This window comes from Skermanella mucosa (assembly GCF_016765655.2).
Taxonomy (GTDB): Bacteria; Pseudomonadota; Alphaproteobacteria; order Azospirillales; family Azospirillaceae; genus Skermanella; species Skermanella mucosa.
Window position 1 is genome coordinate 5,911,887 of sequence record NZ_CP086106.1, and the last position, 20,314, is coordinate 5,932,200.

Here is a 20,314-nt window from a genome sequence, read left to right on the forward strand (position 1 = left end):
ATTCCAGCCATCGCCCATATTGACAACATGATGTCAATTTAGCATCATGTCTACATGTCAGATATTGCCGCTGTCACCGAACTGATCCTTGAATGCTTCCGCCTCAACGGGCGCTTGCTCGCTGCCGGAGACGCCTTGGTCCGTGACCTTGGGCTGACCAGCGCACGATGGCAGGTATTGGGAGCCGTCATGATGTCACCGGTCCCGTTGCCCGTGGCCCACATCGCGCGGAACATGGGTCTGTCGCGGCAGAACGTGCAGCGGTTGGCCAATGAGCTCGAGGGGCAAGGGGTTGTCCGGTTCGCACCCAATCCGCACCATCGGCGGGCCAAGCTTATCCTTCCGACGGAGCAGGGACGCGCTCTCTATGAGGCCGCCATCACGCGCCAGAGACCATGGGCAAGCGCTCTGGCCGACGGCCTGCCTGTCAAGGACATCGAATCCGCGACCGAGCTGCTGCGGATCGTTCGCGGCCGGCTCCGAACCGGATGTGAAGATGACGACGATCCGTAAAACCAAGACCGAGCGCTAGGGCTCGTCGATGCTCCATGGAGATAGCGATGCTGACTGGTCAATTGGCTCTTCTCACGGCCGCCATGTTCACCGGCGCGGCTTTCTACATCAATGTGGTCGAACAGCCTGCCCGCTTGGGGCTGGACCACCGCTCGCTGCTGGCGGAATGGAAGCCCGCCTACAAACGTGGCGCTGCCATGCAGGCTCCCCTGGCGATAGTAGGCTTTCTCTTCGGATTGGCGGCGTGGTGGCAGATAGGCCATGTCGGATGGATACTTGGAGCGCTTCTCATGATCGCGAACTGGCCCTTCACATTCCTCGCCATCATGCCCACGAACAACCGGCTTATGCTGCTTGAGGCCACGATGGCGGGTCCTGAAAGCCGGAGGATGATCGAGAAATGGGGCTTGTTGCACGCCGTGCGGACTGCGCTCGGATCCGGCGCCGCCGCCGCGTTCCTATGGGCTTCCCTCGCCTGAGCGGAACAAGGCTTCGGCGCCGGACGAGTGCGGCCGCGACGCTTTGGTAGGCGAAAGTAGCGTTGGCGAAGGTGGACCCGATCCGATTCGACCGCACGACCTCTGCCGCAGGACCCTCGCGCCACTCGCCACGCGAGCGGCACACCGCCGGCACGAAAAACACGTCCACCAGGCATTGCGCGGCGGCTTGGCATGGGCTATGGTCCTTCCCGTCGCTGGACCCGTAGCTCAGCTGGATAGAGCGCTGCCCTCCGAAGGCAGAGGTCGTACGTTCGAATCGTATCGGGTCCGCCACTTTTCCGGCCTTTCCGGGTCTAACATCCCGCTAAAATCCCACTACGATGGGCGAAGCGCCCCCGTCAGGTGTCAGTGAGCGCTGGAGCCTTCCTTGGGATCGTGCTAGCCATCGAAAAAGCTATCCTTATGGCGTCAGCGAATTGGGTGTTAAAGACGCGGGACGATCACTTCGGCACGACGATGGCGGCAGTCGGATAATGACCGGCACGTTGCTTAGCATTACAGTTGCAGCAACGAATCCTCTTCCCTGTTGATCGAGTTTTGGGGGAGGGTTCGATGTCTGGTGTTGCCATTGAGGATCTGCTGGAGCTCTGGTCTGCCGAACTTCGGAAAGCGAAGGCCCGTCTGAGTTGGTTGATCGGGCATCCGAGTGTTGTGGCTTCGGCGGCGGCTTTTCTGGACACGCTTCTCGGACCGGAGCGGCGCAAGACGGGATGGATGCGAGCGGAGGCCGCTGGCGATGCCGGTCCCTGGCGCCAGCAGGCGGTGCTGGGGCGCAGCCACTGGAATGCCGACGCCCTGCGCGATGTTGTGCGTGATTATACGCTTGAGACGCTGGCCGAGGGGGACGCGGTGCTGGTCATTGACGAGAGCGGCTTTCTCAAGCAGGGCACGGCATCGTGCGGCGTCCCCCGCCAGTACACCGGCTCGGCGGGCAAGATCACCAATTGCCAGGTCGGCGTCTTCGCCGCCTACGTCTCGACCAGAGGCCACGCCTTCATCGACCGGCAGCTCTACCTGCCCAAGGCCTGGACCGACAGCCCGGAGCGCCGGGCGGCAGCCCATGTCCCCGAGGCTGTCACGTTCGCGACCAAACCGCAGCTCGCGGTCGCGATGATCGAGCGGGCAATCGGCGCCAGAGTGCCGTTTTCCTGGGTGGCAGCGGACAGTGTCTACGGCGTCCGTCGATGCTCCCATCGCGCGGGTCATCAGCCGGGCCATGGAAGAGGCCGGCGTCCGCCCGGCGCTCGGCCAGCGCCGGATCGGCGATTATGAACTCGGCAAGATCCTCGACGAAGGCGATGGCTGGCAGGACTGGGATGGCGTCCACGTCAGCGCCAAGGTGCATCGGCGAATCCGGGTCTATCCCTTCACCACCTCGTCGTCGGATGAAGCCCGCAAGTCGCTCGGAAGGCTCGCCGCCCGCGAATTCCAAGTGATGGAAGGGATCGATCATCCCGGCATCCTGAAGGTGCGCGACTTCAAGGAAAGCGAGCGCGGCCCGGCGCTGGTGTTCGATCACGATCCCAAGGCCAAGCGCCTCGACTTCCTGCTGCGCGAACATCTGGACCTGATGGGCGTCGAACTGCGGCTCCAGTTAGTGCGGCAACTGGCGGAGACGCTGAAATACGCCCACGGCAAACGCCTCTGCCATCGCGCGCTGTCGCCGCAGAGCATCTTGGTGCGGGACCCCGATCAGGCCTATCCGAACCTCCAGATCATGAACTGGCAGTCTGCCGCCCGCGACGCCTCGACCGGCGGAACGTCGCTCGACACCAGGGGTACCGAACACCTGGAGGATTACGTCGAGGATCTGGCCAAGGTCTATATCGCTCCGGAAGCACTGCATGGCGGTGTCGAGACCGGCGCGCACCATGACGTGTTCTCGCTGGGCGCCATAGCCTTCCACCTGTTCGCCGGACAGCCGCCGGCCGCGTCCCCGCTGGATCTGGCGACCAAACTGCGCACCGACGGCGGCCTGCGGATCTCCGACATGATCGACGGAGCCATGCAGAGCCTTGTCGATCTGATCCGTCTCAGCACGCATCCGGATGTCTCGAACCGGATCGGCTCGATGGATGAGTTCCTGGACTATCTCGGCGAGGCCGAGACGGAAATGCGGCTCGGCACGCCCGAAGACACCGTCGATCCGGCCGTGGCGAAGCCTGGAGACCGCATCGACGGCGGTTTCACCGTCGTGCGCCGGCTTGGCCGGGGCGCGTCGGCCGACGCCCTGCTGGTCCGTGCCGACGACGACCCGACGGAAGAGGAACTGGTGCTCAAGGTGGCGCTGGACCCCGCCAACAACGACCGGCTCCAGGCCGAAGGGGCGGTGCTGCTTAAGCTCCACTCCATCACCAGAACGTCGTGAAGGCGCGGCGTACGCTGACGGTGGCCGGGCGGACGGCGGTGCTGATGGAGCACGTCAACGGGCAGACGCTGGCCCACCACCTCCGGCGCGAGGAACGGCTGTCGCTGGACCTGATCTGCCGGTTCGGCGAGCAGCTTCTGAGCGCCGTCGATCACCTGGAGGAAAAGGGTGTCGCCCACCGCGACATCAAGCCGGACAATATCGGGATCACCGAGGGCAAGGAGCGCAAGCGCCTCATCCTGTTCGACTTCTCGCTGACGCGGACATCGCCGGACAACATCCAGGCGGGAACGCGTCCCTATCTCGACCCTTTCCTGTCGCTGCGGCGGCCGCCGCGCTGGGACCTCAACGCCGAACGCTTCGCCGTGGCGGTGACGCTGTACGAGATGCTGACCGGCACAGTCCCGTCCTGGAGCGACAAGCAGAGCGATCCCGCCGCGGTCGGCGCCGAAGCCGTGATCGAGGCCGACCGCTTCAATCCGCACCTCCGCGACGGGCTGACCGGCTTCTTCACCAAGGCGCTGCGGAGCGACGCGCGCGAGCGGTTCGACAATGCCGAGGACATGCAGCGCGCATGGCGGCACGTGTTCGACCAGCCGGCGCTGGAGAGGATCGAGGATACCGGCTTCGACGCCGTCGCCCGCCGGGCCACGGCGCAGACCTCGATCGCCGAACTGGGCTATGGGATCGAGGCGCAGGACGTGCTCGATCGCATGGGCATCCATACCGTGCGCGACCTGCTTGCGGTACACCGGCGCACCTTGCGCTATCTGACCGGCGTCGGCGACTGCATCAGGCGCGAGATCCGCGAGAAGGCGAAGCGTCTGGCGCAGCTCCGTCCCGATCTGGTGCCGAGGACCCCGGCGCCGTCCGAACCGGGAACGGTGTCGGCTGGCGTCCGGGTCAACGGCGCGTGGACAAAGGAGCCGCAACGGTTCAACCTCAATCCGCTCCACCAAATGGTGGGACGGAACTTCTAATTGGCGCATGACGGCGGAGTTGGTTGAATGCTCCTCTCGGTTAGGCAGCACGATAATCCGGAAATCCGAGATTACGGTGAATAGTCGCTTCGCTTTATGACCTGTAAACGGTCACCAGATAAACATCATGACAGGACCTCTGTCCCATATGGGCCATCTTGCTGCAGATTGGCAGTTAGAGCGAGTGCAATCCTCGTCGCTCGAGCCCGCGAGAGCATGGGAGCACCTTTAGAAGCGCTGATAATAAATTTTACATATCCCATGTCCTGCAGGACAGCAGCTATGATATCTATAGAGCCGGCATCGACGGTGTCGTTGCACTCGGCATGCTTGATGATGTTGCTCATGATCTTGTCCCGGTATAATGTGCCAAGCTGAACATAGTCTTAAGAATGTAAGCGTGACCTATTCATGATAAGGCTTTTTAGCATCATCGCTACGCCGTATGCGATGTTCCTGAAAGCTCCTAGCCTCAAATTAAGCCTAAATTTTGGCTAATTAGCCAGATTTGGGTTTTGGCTTTTTCAATGATGCTTGACCAAGCCAACGCATCTGATCGCGCTGAATCGATCTGGTTTACAGGCTCATCCAAGAGGATAGATAATGACGTATGGTCTGCAATCATGATTGTCGCACAAACCAAGCAATTTGATAATCCAGAACTAAATAAATAAGACTGTGCTGATTCAAATGGGTATAAAATATCTTTCCCATTATTGATCCACCAAGAAGCTTGTTTATTTTCCATAAACATCTGAGTGAGTAGTTGGATTTGGACAACATCTTTCGGAAAAACCGATTTTAGAACAAATTCTGTTCTACTTATAATTGGTTTCATGAAGTGGCGAATCACTATCGCTCGTTGTATTTCACTCTCTTGCCCATTCATTATCTATCTCACTCGTATTCGGGATTTTCGATAACCTCACCCGAGCTGACGCTGGTACAAGAAATCAACATAACGAAAATATATTGTTGTAATCATAGGTTGAGATTTCATTGCGAGCGCGAGAGCGGCTTATTCTATCTTTAAGGTGAACCAGATAGACCGTTTTAGTGAGACCACTTGGAGCCATTTTACTTTCTGTTCCTACTGGCTGATAGCGTCAGTCGAGCGCCGAGATCACCACTCTGCCACACTCCTAATGCAGAACTTGTCGTTTACGCTGGTTCAACCAATTTTTTCCTCATGGATATCACGCCAGACACACGCCTCAGGTTCATGCCCGCCCCTAGGTCACTCGCATGCATGTCCCGCCTAGTTTTAGCAGGCGCAGGATACCCGGCAGCCATGAAAGAATTCATAGACTATCTGATCGAAGTAGCGGAGTGGAGTGACGGCCACTTAGCTGTGCCAACTGCTGTTTATGATGAAGAGCCAGAAATTTTGGATAATAGTATGCTGCACGCGCATGTTGGTGGCATGGCTGAACACTTGGCGCGGTTGGTGGGCGGCAATACTCCGCCGTGGTGCGAGAAGCCCTGCTATTTTCTGCAAGGTACGTACTTCTTGTATGGAGAGCGGTCGCGGCTGTTCCTGCTCGAATCGACCCCGGAAGCTTTTCGCCGTCGCGGACTTTTCTGTGGCCCCGTTTTGCAAAAGCTGGTCACAGCCTTGAAGATTTCTGCCCCTAATGCACACATCCCATAGGTGTCGATACGAATAAGGGACTGACCACGAAAACGTCGTCCTGCCCCTTTCTTTTATGCATACGCGCAATAACCTTTGGTTTGGTACGGTATAGAAGTTGTATCCTGTATAGTTTTGTCAGAGGCAGCGTTGTTCCTCGATCCGAAAGAGAGAAGTGCTGTAGGTTCCGAAGAACAACACAGGAATATCCTGCTGTTTGCCTACGTGGACGGCGAATTGGATGCGGCGCAGCGGCGTCTTGTCGAAGATTTGCTTGCCCGCGATCCGGATGCTCGTCAGCGGATCGCACAGATGCGTCAACTCAATGCCTGGCATTGATGCTGTCCCGAAAATTAGTGGCGGGGGCCGGGCACGCTGGAGGCAGGTGGTCATGCGGCGACCTTTGGGCGGAGGAGAACGTCGTATCCGAGGTTGTTGAGGCGCCGGACCAGGTTGGTCGTGGTGCGCGTCCGTGCCTGCTGATCAAGGAACGCCTCTCCGAGTTCCTTGAAGGGAACGATCCTGGCGAGCATATGGAACACCGCCACCAGGATCTTGTGCGCGATGGCCATGGCGGCCCGCTGCGAGCCTCGGCGTGCCTTCAGCCGGTGGTACTTGTCCTTGTAGTAGCTGCCCTTGGTCCGGGCGGCGCAGACCGCGGCCTGAACGAGAGTCGTCTTGAGGTGAATGTTGCCCTTGCGGGCGGCCGTGCTCTTCTTCTTTCCGGCGCTCTCGTGATTGCCGGGGCAGACCCCGGCCCACGCGGCCAAGCGCCTGGCGTTGCCGAACACGGTCATGTCAATACCGATCTCTGCGATGATCGCTACGGCGATCCGGTCGTCAACACCAGGGATCTGCCGGAGCAGACGCCGCTGCGCCGCGTAGGGCTGGGCCTTCTCCTCGATGCGCTCGTCGAGCGCGCGCAGATCCGCCTCGATCGCCTCGACCCGCCGGAGGTGGAAGGCCAGCAGGTAGCGGTGATGCTCGGTCAGCCGGCCGTCCAGCGCCAGGGCCAGCGGCTCCAGCTTACGGCGCAAACTCCGCTTCGCCAGGTCCGCCATCTCCTGCGGCGTGGCGGTGTTTTCGATCAGCGCCTTCAGCATCGCCCGGCCGGACACGCCAAACACCTGGCTGACCACGCTGGCCAACTTGATGTTGGCGCTCTCCAGCAGCTTGAGCGTGCGGTTCTGCTCGGTGGCCAGTGCCTCGGCCAAGGAGCGCCGTAGCCGGACCAGGTCACGCAGGTCGCGGATGGGCGGTGGTGGCACGAAGCTCGGCTTGACCAGGCCGTGGCGCACCAGGTCGGCGGTCCACTCGGCGTCCTTCACGTCGGTCTTGCGCCCCGGCACGTTCTTGATGTGATGAGCGTTGGCGACAATCAGCTCGAAGTGGCCCTCCAGGATCGTATGGACCGGCTTCCAGTAAATCCCGGTGCTCTCCATGCCGACATGCGTCACGCCGTGGCCCTTCAGCCAATCCCGCATCGCCTCCAGATCCCGCGTCATCGTCGAAAACGTCCGGATCTCCTTGTGCGGCTTGCGGTCGGCCTCGCCGATCAGCACACAGGCGACCACCGTCGCCTGATGGACGTCGAGACCGGCACAGCGTTCGATGATTGCTTCCATCATCGCCTCCGTGAAGCTGTTGCCGTGGCGATCGCCGCACCGCAAGTCAAAGACAGAAGCTGTCCCCCGTGCTGGCCCGAACCGGGTCGCGACTCTCGGTGATGCCTGGATGCGGTGCCGGTCAATCTCCTATGCGGGATGGATCACCTATCAGAATCCAACCTCCCTGCGATCGCCGTCTCATAAATCGACACCGTCGGCGATCATCTCCAGCGGCTTCACCATATTTTCGTGAACCGGTGGTGCGCGCCCGCGCGCAGGGAATCTCCTATATATGTCAACCGGCATTTTGGTCAGATGGAGCGGGTTTGGATGAATGGCACAAATGGCCGAAGATTTCCCGCACCACGAAGCGCTTGAGACAGCGCATGATCTCGGGCTTGCTCTTTCCTTCCGCGATTCGGCGCCGGACGTAATCGATCGTAGGCTGGTGGCCGCGCATGCGCACGACGACCACGCGGTGAAGGGCGGCGTTGGCCTGCCGGTTGCCACCGCGGTTGAGCCTGTAGCGGGTGACCTTGCGGCTGGAGGCTGGGATCGGGCAGGCGCCGCAGAGCTTGGCAAGAGCGCCCTCGGAGTGGATCCGCTCCGAGTTGTCGCCGACCAGGATCAGCATTTCCGCGGCGGTACCTGACTTGATGCCATAGGCCTTCACCAGCGTCGGGGCGCAATGCTCGACCAAGGCCTCGAGGTGAGCGTCGTGGGCCTTGATCTCGGTGTCAAGGTCGAGCCATCGACGCGCGAGGGCGCGCAGGCTGGCCTTGGCCGAAGCGGTTGGGGACGTCATCGCCCCCGGACGCAGCGCGGCGAGATGACGGACCAGCGCCATCGTGCCCGTGATCGTCTCAAGCTTCTCGCGCAGGCCAGCCGGCACGACGATTATGACGGCCTTCAAGGTCAGCATGGCCTGGGTTCGTGCCTTGACGGCCGTGTCTCGGGCGACCTTCAGGTGGCGGATCATCTCGACCCCGCCAGTGGACGCCTTGTGCAGGCCGGTGGCTTGGCCACTGAGCACGGCGCGGGCGGCGCCCTCCACATCGAGATGATCGGTCTTGCCGTGCTGGCGCCGCAGCCGCCGGTCGGGGCGGCTGACCTCGTGAACGGTGTAGCCGCCGTCACGAAGGGCGCGGGCGAGACCGGCGCCGTACGAGCCAGTGCCCTCGATGCCGAAGGCGTGGATGGTTCCGAGCGACGCCGCCCAGGTTTCAAGCTGGCGGTAGCCATGACAGCCGACCTTGATCGTCAGCTCGGCCACCCGGGCGCCGAAGCCGGTAATCGCCACAGCGGCGTGGGTGTGCTTGTGGGTATCGACACGCTTCGTCTCAATGCATGCCGCCACCTACAATACCTTCAACCTGCAGCGCCATCTGATTTCCCGCCGCACCCTGCGCACCTTCCGGGCCCAGGCCATGGCCGATTGGAATGCTGCTGCCACTGCTGCATGAAAGTTGTCAAAGGTTCAGGGCTTCTGCGCGGTGGCCAAGTTCACGTGACAATGCTCCAATATGGTAAAACACTGCTTTGTTAACTTTTTCGAAAAACAACATTTGTCAAACGGATTATTATTTTTTTGAAGAATACCACCGGTTGTCCTTTTGCGAAATATTCTAATCGTTTTAGGAGATAAAGCGAGGCTCCGATCTCAAACCGTAATTAATAAAAAAAGGCCCCGGACTCCAAAAGATTGTACCGGCGCCGCTCTCTCCTGCTTTCCGCGATGCCCGCCACTTCTTAAAAAAACATGAGGTCTAATCACGGCTTAACCGGCCCTGGACATTTTGAGTCGTCCGACCCGCGGGTCTAAGCAGCCTGCGCGGGTGGACGGAGCAAAGCACTTTTCTCGAGGTCTGACATGTCTCTCGTTATTGATACCGGCTACCAGCAGTTCCGCAGCGCCGACGTTGGTCTCTCTTATTTCAGCGATGCCAGCAAGGACGGCGTCATCCCGGCGCAGAGCTATTCCTTGCGTACCCGTGACGGCCGCATCGTTTATGACGCCATCAGAACTGACGGCGTCGTCTTCGACATTTACGACGGCGGTCTAAAAACCGGTTGGTGCCGCAGCACCGGCGAAATCGGCCTACCGCCCGATTGGCGTTTCAATGCCAGCTTGGGCAAGTTCGAGCCGAAGCCCGAAGGCGAGGGCTGGAAGCGCGGCTTCTCGATCCCCGTCGCGATCACGAAAACCAACTTCGCGCTGTGGGAACAGGCCCAGACCGCCAGCTTCCAGGCGGTGTGCGACGTCGCCGTCAAGATCAGCCGCATGGAGAGGCCCGATGGCAAGCTGCCAGTCGTATGCCACACCGGATTCCGCGAGATCCGCCTAGCCAAAGGGCCGCTCCAGGTCCCGGTGCTGGAAGTGGTCAAGTGGACCCAGCGCCCGACTTGCCTGCCCCCGCTCGGCTACTGATCCATGAAGCCGTTCTGGACGATCCAGGCAAAGGAGCCGCGGGAAGCGGCTCCTTTGCTTGCTAAGATGGGTGTCTCGTTCATTCCACTGGGACACAACAAAAAGCCCCTGGGTCCTTGGAAGGAATACCAGAGCCGGCCACCGAGCGTCGCCGAGGCTCTGACCTGGGCAAAAAACCTGAGGTACATGCAGATCGGCCTGGTCACCGGCCGGGTCAACGACATCTCCGTCGTCGATTTCGATCATCCGCAGGCCGAACAGTGGTGGCTCGACCAGGGCTACCCACTGAGCGAGATCCAGCAGCAGACCAGACGCGGCCGGCATCAGATATTCCGTTTTTCCGAAAATACCCGGACCGGCAAGGGTTTTGGCCCGCCGTTCGAGGCCATCGATGAGGAGGGCGAGGTCACTGTCGCCGGCCGGCTCGACATCCGCTCCGAGGGCGGCTACATCGTGTGGGCGCCGTCGCACATCAACGGCCACACTTATAAGGTGATCACGCCGGATGATCTGCCGGAGGATTTCCAGCCGCGCGCGCTTGACTTCCTGCTGAAGGGATTTTTCCAGACGATTGCTCCGGAGCGGGCCCCGCCGCCTCAGGCCAGCCAAACCGCGGCGCCGCGCCAGGCCCATGCCCCCGGCGAGGTCGTCGAGGATGGTCTCGGCCGCGCCACGGAGGGCAGGGAGACCCGCCTGCGTGAGATCGTGCTCAGCCATTTCCGAAATTTTGTCGATCAGCACGGCCGCGCGCCGCTGTCCAACGAAGAGGTCGGGCAGGTCGCCGCCGATGTATGGGACGAGTTCCAGCTGCGCATGAAGCCGCGGCCGGGCGATGGCAACAAGTACACGCTTGACGGTGTCCGCCGAAAAATCCTCAGCACCCGGACACGCTATGAATCCGGTGCTTTGAAGTTCAGCCGCGACAAACAGGAAGTGCCGGCGGATCCGGCCCAGGCCCTGCTGGCCCTGGCCAATACCGTCCAGCAGCAGCCCTTCATTGCTTTCGATCCCGAAGCCGGCGACGACGGTGACGATGGCTGGACCGGCTCCGGCGCGCCTGCCCAGCGGACGGCGACAGCGACAGTGGCGCTGACGGCAAACTGGTTCGATCCAACCTACATCATTCCGCGACGTAGCTGGCTGATCAAAAATCTTGCCGCCAGGAAATACCTGACATTCATCTTGGCGCCTCCCGGCGTCGGAAAAACCACGATTAGCGCCGATCTGCTGGTGACCTACGTTTCCGGCGCCGAAGAGTGGTGTGGCTATGAGATCACGGCAACGCCCGAAGGCCGCAAGGCATGGTTGTATAATGGCGAGGATGAAAAGGACGAGTTGTATCGTCGCGTCGCCGCAGCCGCGCAAGCGCGCAAGGTCAAGCCGGAATATCTGGCCGGCCGGCTCGCGGTGGACAGCGGCGCCGATCGGCCGATCAAGATCGCCAATCTCGCCCAGGACAGCAAGGTCCGCAAGCTGGTCAAGACCGGCGACGTCGAGGCCCTGGTCAAGATCATCACCGATCTTGGCATCGACCTGGCAGTTTTCGATCCGCTCCAGGAGGCTCATGAAGCCAACGAAAATGACAACCTGGAAATGAAGTTTGTTGCAGCAACATTCCGTGAGGTTGCTCAGAAATCGGACTGCGCCATCGTAGTCATTCATCATACGCGCAAGATGAATGACGATGAAGGTGCCGGCAACTTCGATATTGGTCGCGGCGCATCGGCAATATCCGGCGTCGCCCGCTTTATTCTGACCTTGCTCAATGTCGCTCCCGATGCCGCCGCCATGGTCGGCATTCCTCTGGCAGAACAGCATAAATTCGTCAGACTCGATGAGGCCAAGTCAAATTTGTCAATGGTGACCAAGGATACCAGATGGTTCAAGCGCATCGGCATCGATATCGGCAATGGCGCCGACGGCGGCCTGCCGGATGAAGTCGGCTATCTGGAACAGTGGCACCCGCGGCCGGTCGGCGGCGAGCTGACGCCGGAGATCGTCACGCAGATGCTCGACGAGGTCCAAGCGGCGGCCCGGGAAAACGATCCCTACAGCGCACACCCGCAGGCAAAACGGAACATCATTGGCATGATGGTCTACCTGTCAAATGACCTGCTCGACAGCAAGCGGGCCAAGCTTTTGTTCCAGAAGTGGATCAAGGAAAAGGTCCTGCTTTCCGGCGAATCCTACTCGGCATCGAGGAAGTGCCGGGTGCCGGCGATCCTGGTTGGAAAACGCCCCGAGTAGGGGCGTTTTTCATGTCTGCCAGGCGCGGGTCTAGGCGCGGGTCAGGCGCGGACCGCGCGGCCCGCGGGTAGGATATATAGTAAACTATAAGCACCGTACGCAGGCCTTTAGGGCCCCGCGCCCCGTGCACTGGTCGGGGTTGGCAGTGGACGGTGCGGCAGCCAGGGATCGAGGCGGGACAAGCCCGCCACTGGCAGATACAAAAGACGACACCGCCTGTTTCAGCCATTCCATCAAGCGGAACAACCTCAGCGGACCCAACCCGGAAAAACCGATGCCTGTATAACAGGGAATCCGCCGCAAAAACGGGCATTCTATATATGTATGTGCAGGGGTAGCCGCGGAGCCGCCGACAATACTCTCAGAAAAGCCATTTAAAACGATCGGTGATTCCGGCCCTGGGATCTCGCCGGGAGCGATCTCACTACAATCGAGTCTCATCACATCGCACGCGATGATATGGTGCGATCGAATCCGGCTAAAGCGGGGCGAGGCGGGACATTTCCTGGATCAGGGCGAGTCTGCCCTGGCCTGTACCGCCACCAATAGATTGGACACCGGCGAAGGGTTACAGGGTGGTTGGTCTGGGTTGTGGGCTTCCGACCTGAAGGAAGGATGCCACCGTGCTCGGCCCGGTCAAGCACAAGCCGCTGTCGCGGGGGCCTGCGGCCCTGCTTGACCGGTCCTGCGTGCGGCGGCCTGCCGAGTGGCAGGTCGGGACGGCGGGATGGTCAGCCCTCGATCGAACATCGGGATGGATCATGCGGCAAGGCTTTCCGGCTGGCGGTATCGGTTCCGGTAGTCGCGCGGGCTGAGATAGCCCAGCCGCTCCAGCCGCCAGGCGGCGTTGTAGCGGGCCACGAAGTCGCTGACCGCCGCCCGGAACTCGGCGGCGGTGCGGAAGCTCCGGCCCCAGATCGCCTGCTCCTTGAGGGTCCGGAAGAACCGCTCGATGACGCCGTTGCCTTGTGGCTGGTGCGGGAAGGCGTAGCTCAGCGCCATGCCCCAGTGGCCGATCTGCTGGGAAAAGTGGTGGGATGTATACTGCGGCCCGTTGTCCAGCCGCAGCGACACGCCGCGGGCGGCATCGGCCGCGATCCCGCCGAACCGGGATGTCACCGCCTGGCTGATCGGCTCGAGCGCCGAGAAGCGGGAGCCGTCGGTCGAGACATGATGCCCGACGACCTCGGAGTTGAAGTGATCGATGGCGGCGAACACCCAGACCCGGCCCTCCTCGGATGTCTGCACCAGGGTGGCGTCGGTGCCCCACAGGACGTCCGGGGCCTTGGTCAAGATGGTGCCATCATGGTCGTTGGCCGGGCGCGGCGGCCGCCGGAACGGTGAAAGCAGCTGGTTATCGCGCATCAGGCGCAGCACACGGTTGCGGCCAACCGGCAGGCCCAGGCCGTAGTGCAGGCGCGCCCAGACCTTGCGGTGGCCCTCGCCGGAGAACGGCGAGGCGGCGAGGTGGGTGCATATTTCGGCTGAATCCGCCCTCTGAGAGGGTGTTGAGATGAATTTATCGTTCACTTAGCATAAGCTTTTAACCCGTTTTGAGTGAATATATGGCCAGCTAATGCTATGAAACCGAGATCTCTTGATCACGCCTCCACAATTTACATGTTTTGGTCGGATGTGCTGACCGAGAGACTACGCCTTATTCATGTATGATGTCTTTCGTTTTCTTCAGCGAGTTTGTGCCCGACAATGTACGACCACGTTTGCTGCACACATACATGTATGCACAACCGAGCTGTAGGTCGATAGACTTCAGCTCAACACCCTCTGATTTCGGGTTCTTCCGCACTTCCGGTGCACACGTAAAGAATGCAAATCGACCACAGCATTGCTGTGTGTTCTCTGCCGACTTCGTCCAGCAGTCGGCTTGATCATGCAGCGGCAAGGACCCGTTGCCGGAGAAGGTCGTATTTCGCCCGGCCGTACATCTGTCGCTTGATGGTTTTTACCCGGTTGATGTGCCCCTCGACCGGGCTGGTGCTCCATGGGTCGGTGAGCGCCATCCGAACCGCGGCAGCGTCGCGGTCAATTCCCTCAGCGAAGGACCGCAACTCGCCGGCGCGGGCGGCCTCGAGCCACGCCTCGAAGCCGGTGTCGTGGTGGTCGCCCACCATCGTCGTGAAGCTGTTCGCCAGGATGGCCGCCTGGATCAGGCTGGGAGCGGTCTGGCCAAGATGGTCGATGAACCTCCTCTCATTGGCGTCAAGCTTCTCCGGCGCTGTGGTCAGGAGCCGGGCACAGCGCCGGCTCGACGGCGCCTTCCACCGACCGGCTGTCGTGGCGGCAATCACCTCGGGCGTGCCGGCGCCGCGCAGCCGACGGGCCGTCGCCCAGCGTTTCACCGTGGTGACGCTGATTGCAACGCCCTGGTCGCGCAGTTCCCGCCACAGCCGCGTACCATTCCGGCATCCGTCAAGCCATCGCTGCTCCAGGATCCCGGACCAGGCGTCCAGCAGCTTGGGCTGGGCCGGTTTGTCGTGAGTGGCGGGGCCGCCGCTCTTCAGCCACCGCTCGACTTTCTGCCGGCTCACGGCCAGGGCACGGGCGATCGCGCTGATGGTCATGCCGTCGGCATGCAGCCGGCACATCTCATTGTACAGGTCCTGTCGGGTGGTCCGCTTCGCCGTCAACCGGGCCTGTTCGGATGTCGGCTTGATCTTCTGGTCACTCTGGTGCTCGGCCAAGCATCCGGCGACCTGCCGTGCCGCTGACCGAACCGCCCCGCGGTGCCGATCGACGGCGGACCGCATGGCGTCGCCAAGGTTACGAAGCAGATGCCACCGGTCGGCGGCTTGCCGTGCCGCCGGGGCACCCTGGCGGGCGCCGTCGGCATAAAGACCGCTTCGGTCGCGGACAACGATCTCGACGCCGGGGTGCTGGCGCAGCCAGGCCGCGAAGCTCCCGGCGCTGCGGTCGGGCAGGAGATCGACGACGCGGCCCAGTTCAAGGTTGTAAGTGCCGGGTGAATACTGGTCCATCCGCATTCCCGGTGCAGGGCGAGTGCGCCAGAGGGTGAGGATAACCATATGAGGAGAAACGCTTTTCCCCGAGAGTGCCGTCTTCTCCGTGTCCAATTCGTTGCTGTCCCTGCTCCCTGCCGGTCTCGCGGTTGAGCAGGTTGTCGTCCACCCTGATCGTGTCGTCGTCGCCGTTCGTGCTCGCGCCGCCACAGCGTCCTGTCCCTTGTGCCGGCGCCGCTCGCGTCGCGTCCACAGCCGCTACATCCGGCATCTTGGGGATCTCCCCTGGCAAGGCCGGATAGGCCATCTCGATCTTCAGGTCCGGCGCTTTCGCTGCTCCGCCCCCGGATGCCCGCGCCGGATCTTCGCCGAGCGCCTGCCGGAGGTGGCCCTGCCGAGGGTTCGGCGGACCGTCCGCCTCGCCGAGGCGCAGCGCCGCATCGCCCTGCATGCCGGAGGCGAGTCGGGCGCCCGCTTGGCGGACCGGCTCGCCATGCCGGTCAGCGGCGACACCCTGCTGCGCCTGATCCGGGCGGCTCCCCTCCCGGTGGCACCGTCCCCGCGCGTCGTCGGCATCGATGACTGGGCCTGGCGGCGTGGCCGGCGCTACGGCACCCTCATCGTCGATCTGGAGCGCAGCCGCCCCATTGACCTGCTGCCCGATCGCGACGGAGAAACAGTCGCCGCTTGGCTGAAGGCACACCCCGGCGTGGAGATCGTCGCCCGAGACCGGGCCGGTGCCTATGCCGACGGCGCCCGGACCGGCGCCCCGGACGCGGTCCAGGTGGCTGACCGTTGGCATCTTCTGCGCAATCTCGGCGACGCCCTGGCCGGCGTTCTCGACCGGCATCACCGGGCCATCCGCACTGCGACCAAGGCAGCCACGGCGGTGACGACGGTTCCGGTTCCCAACGCTCCGCCGGAGTCCCGGCCTCTGACCCGCAGCCAGCAGCGCACGCTGGACAAGCGGGCGGCGCGGCAGGCCCGTTTCGAGGAAGTTGCAGCACTGAACGCCCGCGGCTGGTCCCAGAGTGCTATCTCCCGCAGCACCGGCCTGGACCGTGCCACGATTCGGACATGGCTGCGGGCGGGCCGGCCTCCGTCGTGGAGCAAACCGGCTTATGGGAGCACAATCGACCGCCATGCCGAGTACCTGCGGCAGCGCTGGGCCGAGGGCTGCACCAACACCGCCCGGCTGTGGCGGGAAATCCGTGACCGGGGCTATTCGGGCCGGCCCAAGACCGTGCAGGAATGGGTTCGGCGCCGGTTGCGGGGCACCGGTGCGGGGTCTGCCGACGCGGCGTCGTCCGCGACCGCCTGGAAAGCACCCTCCGGCCGGCGCGCGGCGTGGCTGGTGGTGGCCGATGCCGACGAGATCGACGACACCGCAGGGAAGTTCGTCGAGGCGCTGCTTGCCGGATCGCCGGACCTGACCGCGGTGATCGCGCTGGCGCGGGAGTTCCGTACGATGGTGCGGGAGAGGCGGGCCGACGGATTAGATCCGTGGCTCGCGGCAGCGCAGGGAACGGCGCTGGCCGGGTTTGCCGGCGGCCTGAAACGGGACTTGGCGGCGGTTCGTGCCGGGCTGTCGCTGTCATGGAGCAGCGGCCCGGTGGAAGGTCAGGTCAGTCGGCTCAAGACGATCAAGCGTACCATGTGCGGGCGGGCTGGCTTCGACCTGTTGCGCTATCGGGTTCTGGAGGCCGCATGACATCGGAGAAAACATGATGTGGAAATGCACTTACCGCTGGTGCACCGGGAATGCGGATGGACCCCATCCTGACGTCGGTTGACAGTAGTCCAGGGCGCGCTGCCGTTCCTGCTGACGCGTCGTCTTCTGGTGCTGACGAATCGACCAAAGGATTGCGGCTAGGGCCGCTGGCACGGCGGCGGCGGTCGCGGTCACAGAGGCTCGGGCGTCTTCCTGCTGAAAAGACAGGACCCACATTCCCAATGCAACGGCAGCAAAGATCCACAGTACCGTATCAGCGCCCCAGCGTAATGCATTCCTGCCTATGCGGTACAGACAGATATTGGCTCTCCTGACCATTCGCTGTACAAGGCGTCGGCGCCGAGAAATCGGAGACGGCATCATCGATTATACACTTTGCTTCCGGGAGGACGATCGACACACTGCATTTCCCGGTGCTGAAACTCGAACTCAAGCATCATCCCTTCCGCATAGTAGCGTCGTTTGAGGTTTTCGCAGGCCCTACCGGATGAGCATGCGGCGTAACCTGGATCGCGGTATCGGGATCAAGACATCCGGAACGATCCCGATTTTCAGGTTCCAAGTCATGATCGGGTCGAAGGGTTCAACATCAATGACGCACGCAGCCCTAAAAAATTTACTAAAATTGGTATAGTCAGTACGCTCATGCTCTCGCGGCAAGCTGCTCGCATAAAGAGCGTACCTTTAGATTTAACCCGCTCACCACCGTCGCGCCGCGCGCGACCATCCGGTCCATGTAGCTTGCAAGCGACTTGGCCGAAAAGTCATCGAGCACGACGAGCCCTCTTATCCGACTGCCCGGGAACGGGGTCACCTCATACCATTGTAAATCCTTTTGACCCAAAGACATAAATCTATAATGGCGTGATTGCTCACGGGGTTGGCGAAAAGGGTTGCGCTGCGGCTTGGAATATGAGTCAAGGATGGGATGGAGAAACCGCCGCGTTACCGTCTGAGTGAGGCTGAGAAGGACGCCCTGCTGGTCGAGCAGGCGGCGCTGATCGAGCGTCTGGCGGCGCGGGTTGCCGAACTGGAAGCGCTGATCGGGAAGCCGCGGAAGACGTCGGCCAATTCGCACATTCCGCCGTCGCAGGACGGCCCCGGCGGTGCGTCGCGTACGGCGGACGCCAAGCGCCGGCGCAAGCCGCGGCCGTCGCGCCCCGGAGTATCGCGCCCGCTGGCCGACGATCCGGACCGGACCGAGCGCCGCCTGGTCGAGGGCTGCCCGCATTGCGGGACGGCGGTGCCCGAGAGCGCCCAGCGGTGCCGGCACCGCTACGACCACATCGACCTTCCGGTGATCCGCCCGGTGGTGACGCGGGTCGAGCTGTTCGGCGGCCGGTGCGGCGATTGCGGGCGGCGCTACCGGGCCGCCCCGCCCGCCGCCATGCCGCCGGGCACCCCGTTCGGACCGGGCATCCGGGCACTGCTGGCCTATCTGCACCACAGCCATCATGTCGGCTTCGAGCGGCTGTCGCGGATGCTGGAGGAGTTGTTCGGACTGACGATCTCAGAGGGCGCCATCGCCAATGCGTTGCGCCGCATGGGCACGGCGTTCGACACGGCCTGCGCGGCGATCAAGGCCAAACTCCTGGGGGCTTCCGTCATCGCCTCGGACGAGACCACGACGCGGGTCAACGGCGTGATCCACTGGCAATGGGTGTTCCATTCCGGGCAAGCCGTGCTGCACACCATCGCCCCCAGCCGCGCCCGGGCGGTGGCCGCCGGGATCCTGGGCGGGCATCGGCCCGAGGTCTGGATCTCCGACCGCTACGCCGGGCAGCAGGAACTGGGACGGGTCCACCAGGTCTGCCTGGCCCACGTTCTCAGGGACGTGCAGTACGCCATCGACTGCGGCGACACCATGGTCGCACCCAGGATCCGCGATCACCTGCTCTGGGCCATCCGCGTCGGCAAACGAAGACCGGGCCTGAAGGACAGCACGCTTGCCGCCTACGCCGCAAAGGCCGAGCGCGGCCTCGATGCCCTGGTCGGTACCCCCGCCGCCCATCCGGCCGGACGCGAGTTGCAGCGGCTGGTCAAGGCATGGCGCGGCAAGTTCTTCGTCTTCCTCGCCGACCGCCGCGTGCCGCCGACCAACAACGCCAGCGAGCAGGAAATTCGCCCGTCCGTGGTCTTCCGCAAGGTCACCAACGGCTTCCGATCCGACTGGGGACCCGGCATCCACGCCGGGTATCGATCCGTGACAGGAACGGCGCGTCGGCAAGGTCAATCCGCCTGGACCGCCGTACGCCACCTCGTCGGTGGAACCTTCGCCGTCACCTGACGGCTCGCGATCCGCCAACCCCGTGAGCAATTACATAATGGCAGCGTTAATCCCGTCGATGAGCTGCTCTCTCCAGAATGGAATAGTAAATTTCCCGAGCTTTTCCATTCATCGGAGAGGGCGTAGGTGAGTGCAGGCGAGCCGATGATCGAAGTAATCGCCCCAGCGGGCATTCGCGACTCCGTCGCCATTCCCATGCCAGGCGAGACCGAGGAGGAGCGCAAGCGCCGCGACGATCTGTTCTTCGCCGTCCTTGACGTGGCCGGCCATCGATGGAGCAGCCGTTCCAGCTCCACCAGTTCGTCTGGAGTCAATTCTCTGGCGGTGCGTGCAGCCAGGCTTCTGGCAGCGCTCGATTACAGCAGCCATGTCGGGATTTGTCGTGGATGATGATGGTCTCCGGGGGAGTTCTGCATGCGCTCGGTGACGCTTCGGGAGCTTCGAAGCCGCTCGACCCACCGCATCCCACCTCAACGAAGTTGATGATCATGGTTCACCAGGAAGGGGCATCGACGTGACAGAGGGGCAGATCGGTATTCTGGTATCGGCTGCTGCGATCCTCGCGGCCGCTGGAGTGCTTTGGCGCCAGCAGGCCCTGAGTTCGGTGCCGCTCGTCGTCGCCGTGGTTTGCGTGCTCGTCGTTGCCGGTTTTCTCTTTCTGAGCTTCTGATCGGCTGGCGCCGTAGCATGTCGGCCTATGGAATTTGTTGTATGTCATGGTCTGTTGAATGGCTCCGCCAACGACCCCGCGAACATCTTGACTATCGCAACGGCATCGGCCGGCACCTCGACTCTGTGGTCTGTCTTTCCCTGTACGGCCAACATGAACCGCTCCGCATTAGCCGGAGACTTGCCGGGACTTTGGGAGCGAGGATCATTCCCATCTCTTCTAGCTTTACCCTGGTCTCAACAGGTTATCCAATCGAAGGCGTCCTCGTCGGCTTCTCGACGACAGGCAAGCCTACCGATGCCCTAACGGAGCTCCTCAGCCATGGCGAGAGTCGCATCTTGCAAGATATCCTGATCTGAGGGTTTGGCGAATCG

Annotated in this window: 18 protein-coding genes, 1 tRNA gene and 2 pseudogenes; 15 read left to right on the forward strand and 6 right to left on the reverse strand. The window is 62.3% G+C overall.

What is annotated here, in order from left to right; genetic code table 11:
- The first annotated feature begins 54 nt into the window (after window positions 1-54).
- The 6 genes and pseudogenes from JL100_RS27385 (at window position 55) to JL100_RS27410 (ending at window position 4,361) form a co-directional block, all read left to right on the forward strand.
- Window positions 55-513, forward strand: coding sequence for a MarR family winged helix-turn-helix transcriptional regulator (locus JL100_RS27385; RefSeq protein ID WP_202685519.1), 459 nt, complete (start codon window positions 55-57; stop codon window positions 511-513).
- A gap of 47 nt (window positions 514-560) precedes the next feature.
- A complete protein-coding gene (locus JL100_RS27390; protein WP_202685518.1) occupies window positions 561-992 on the forward strand; it encodes a DUF1772 domain-containing protein in 432 nt (143 codons plus the stop codon).
- 217 nt (window positions 993-1,209) lie between these two features.
- A tRNA-Arg gene (locus JL100_RS27395) sits at window positions 1,210-1,286 on the forward strand.
- A gap of 279 nt (window positions 1,287-1,565) precedes the next feature.
- Window positions 1,566-2,192: pseudogene (locus JL100_RS27400) on the forward strand (IS701 family transposase); the annotation flags it as partial.
- Between the two features lie 256 nt (window positions 2,193-2,448).
- Window positions 2,449-3,381 (forward strand): protein kinase domain-containing protein, encoded by a 933-nt coding sequence (locus JL100_RS27405; RefSeq protein WP_407697032.1) that lies wholly within the window; start codon window positions 2,449-2,451, stop codon window positions 3,379-3,381.
- The gene (locus JL100_RS27410) at window positions 3,378-4,361 is read left to right on the forward strand and encodes a protein kinase domain-containing protein (RefSeq protein ID WP_202685516.1); all 984 of its coding nucleotides are present in this window, start codon (window positions 3,378-3,380) and stop codon (window positions 4,359-4,361) included. The genes JL100_RS27405 and JL100_RS27410 overlap by 4 nt, the downstream gene beginning before the upstream one ends.
- A gap of 125 nt (window positions 4,362-4,486) precedes the next feature.
- Here JL100_RS27410 and JL100_RS27415 read toward each other — a convergent pair whose 3' ends face one another.
- Entirely contained in the window at window positions 4,487-4,708 is a 222-nt protein-coding gene (locus JL100_RS27415; protein ID WP_202685515.1) for a hypothetical protein, read from the reverse strand.
- A 125-nt stretch (window positions 4,709-4,833) separates the two neighbouring features.
- Complete coding sequence (locus JL100_RS27420; RefSeq protein ID WP_202685514.1) at window positions 4,834-5,250, reverse strand: hypothetical protein; 417 nt, start codon at window positions 5,248-5,250, stop codon at window positions 4,834-4,836.
- A 402-nt stretch (window positions 5,251-5,652) separates the two neighbouring features.
- Here JL100_RS27420 and JL100_RS27425 point away from each other — a divergent pair, with 402 nt between their 5' ends.
- Window positions 5,653-6,012, forward strand: coding sequence for a hypothetical protein (locus tag JL100_RS27425; protein WP_202685513.1), 360 nt, complete (start codon window positions 5,653-5,655; stop codon window positions 6,010-6,012).
- A 129-nt stretch (window positions 6,013-6,141) separates the two neighbouring features.
- Window positions 6,142-6,330, forward strand: a complete 189-nt coding sequence (locus JL100_RS27430; RefSeq protein ID WP_202685512.1) for an anti-sigma factor family protein — start codon at window positions 6,142-6,144, stop codon at window positions 6,328-6,330.
- Between the two features lie 50 nt (window positions 6,331-6,380).
- On the opposite strand, the gene JL100_RS27435 is transcribed toward JL100_RS27430, so the two are convergent.
- Window positions 6,381-7,616: an IS110 family RNA-guided transposase gene (locus tag JL100_RS27435; protein ID WP_228420933.1), complete on the reverse strand. Its 1,236-nt coding sequence runs from the start codon at window positions 7,614-7,616 to the stop codon at window positions 6,381-6,383.
- Window positions 7,617-7,893: 277 nt separating this feature from the next.
- Window positions 7,894-8,955 carry an IS110 family transposase gene (locus JL100_RS27440; RefSeq protein WP_202685510.1) on the reverse strand — a complete coding sequence of 354 codons (1,062 nt, stop codon included), beginning with the start codon at window positions 8,953-8,955 and terminating at the stop codon, window positions 7,894-7,896.
- Between JL100_RS27440 and JL100_RS36900 the strand changes: the two are divergent.
- From JL100_RS36900 to JL100_RS27450, 3 genes and pseudogenes are all read left to right on the forward strand, one after another.
- Window positions 8,930-9,061: pseudogene (locus JL100_RS36900) on the forward strand (IS6 family transposase); the annotation flags it as partial. The gene JL100_RS27440 and the pseudogene JL100_RS36900 overlap by 26 nt on opposite strands.
- Before the next feature lie 407 nt (window positions 9,062-9,468).
- Window positions 9,469-10,026: a hypothetical protein gene (locus JL100_RS27445; protein ID WP_202685509.1), complete on the forward strand. Its 558-nt coding sequence runs from the start codon at window positions 9,469-9,471 to the stop codon at window positions 10,024-10,026.
- A 3-nt stretch (window positions 10,027-10,029) separates the two neighbouring features.
- Window positions 10,030-12,273, forward strand: a complete 2,244-nt coding sequence (locus tag JL100_RS27450) for an AAA family ATPase (protein WP_202685508.1) — start codon at window positions 10,030-10,032, stop codon at window positions 12,271-12,273.
- 759 nt (window positions 12,274-13,032) lie between these two features.
- Here JL100_RS27450 and JL100_RS27455 read toward each other — a convergent pair.
- Window positions 13,033-13,803, reverse strand: coding sequence for a DDE-type integrase/transposase/recombinase (locus tag JL100_RS27455; protein ID WP_202685507.1), 771 nt, complete (start codon window positions 13,801-13,803; stop codon window positions 13,033-13,035).
- A 359-nt stretch (window positions 13,804-14,162) separates the two neighbouring features.
- The gene (locus JL100_RS27460; protein WP_267133594.1) at window positions 14,163-15,269 is read right to left on the reverse strand and encodes an ISL3 family transposase; all 1,107 of its coding nucleotides are present in this window, start codon (window positions 15,267-15,269) and stop codon (window positions 14,163-14,165) included.
- 88 nt (window positions 15,270-15,357) lie between these two features.
- Here JL100_RS27460 and JL100_RS27465 point away from each other — a divergent pair, with 88 nt between their 5' ends.
- From JL100_RS27465 to JL100_RS27480, 4 genes are all read left to right on the forward strand, one after another.
- The gene (locus tag JL100_RS27465) at window positions 15,358-16,962 is read left to right on the forward strand and encodes an ISL3 family transposase (RefSeq protein ID WP_228420934.1); all 1,605 of its coding nucleotides are present in this window, start codon (window positions 15,358-15,360) and stop codon (window positions 16,960-16,962) included.
- A gap of 949 nt (window positions 16,963-17,911) precedes the next feature.
- Window positions 17,912-19,270 carry an IS66 family transposase gene (gene tnpC, locus JL100_RS27470; protein WP_202685838.1) on the forward strand — a complete coding sequence of 453 codons (1,359 nt, stop codon included), beginning with the start codon at window positions 17,912-17,914 and terminating at the stop codon, window positions 19,268-19,270.
- Window positions 19,271-19,414: 144 nt separating this feature from the next.
- Window positions 19,415-19,660, forward strand: a complete 246-nt coding sequence (locus JL100_RS27475; protein WP_202684796.1) for a hypothetical protein — start codon at window positions 19,415-19,417, stop codon at window positions 19,658-19,660.
- Window positions 19,661-19,784: 124 nt separating this feature from the next.
- Complete coding sequence (locus JL100_RS27480; RefSeq protein ID WP_202684797.1) at window positions 19,785-19,940, forward strand: hypothetical protein; 156 nt, start codon at window positions 19,785-19,787, stop codon at window positions 19,938-19,940.
- Window positions 19,941-20,314: the final 374 nt, after the last annotated feature.

Bases quoted from the DNA above. Each gene is read 5' to 3' on its own strand.
- JL100_RS27385 (WP_202685519.1), top strand. From the start codon at position 55: ATGTCAGATATTGCCGCTGTCACCGAACTGATCCTTGAATGCTTCCGC.
- JL100_RS27390 (WP_202685518.1), top strand. From the start codon at position 561: ATGCTGACTGGTCAATTGGCTCTTCTCACGGCCGCCATGTTCACCGGC.
- JL100_RS27405 (WP_407697032.1), top strand. From the start codon at position 2,449: ATGGAAGGGATCGATCATCCCGGCATCCTGAAGGTGCGCGACTTCAAG.
- JL100_RS27415 (WP_202685515.1), bottom strand. From the start codon at position 4,708: ATGAGCAACATCATCAAGCATGCCGAGTGCAACGACACCGTCGATGCC.
- JL100_RS27420 (WP_202685514.1), bottom strand. From the start codon at position 5,250: ATGAATGGGCAAGAGAGTGAAATACAACGAGCGATAGTGATTCGCCAC.
- JL100_RS27425 (WP_202685513.1), top strand. From the start codon at position 5,653: ATGAAAGAATTCATAGACTATCTGATCGAAGTAGCGGAGTGGAGTGAC.
- JL100_RS27435 (WP_228420933.1), bottom strand. From the start codon at position 7,616: ATGGAAGCAATCATCGAACGCTGTGCCGGTCTCGACGTCCATCAGGCG.
- JL100_RS27445 (WP_202685509.1), top strand. From the start codon at position 9,469: ATGTCTCTCGTTATTGATACCGGCTACCAGCAGTTCCGCAGCGCCGAC.
- JL100_RS27450 (WP_202685508.1), top strand. From the start codon at position 10,030: ATGAAGCCGTTCTGGACGATCCAGGCAAAGGAGCCGCGGGAAGCGGCT.
- JL100_RS27460 (WP_267133594.1), bottom strand. From the start codon at position 15,269: ATGGACCAGTATTCACCCGGCACTTACAACCTTGAACTGGGCCGCGTC.
- tnpC (WP_202685838.1), top strand. From the start codon at position 17,912: ATGGAGAAACCGCCGCGTTACCGTCTGAGTGAGGCTGAGAAGGACGCC.
- JL100_RS27475 (WP_202684796.1), top strand. From the start codon at position 19,415: ATGATCGAAGTAATCGCCCCAGCGGGCATTCGCGACTCCGTCGCCATT.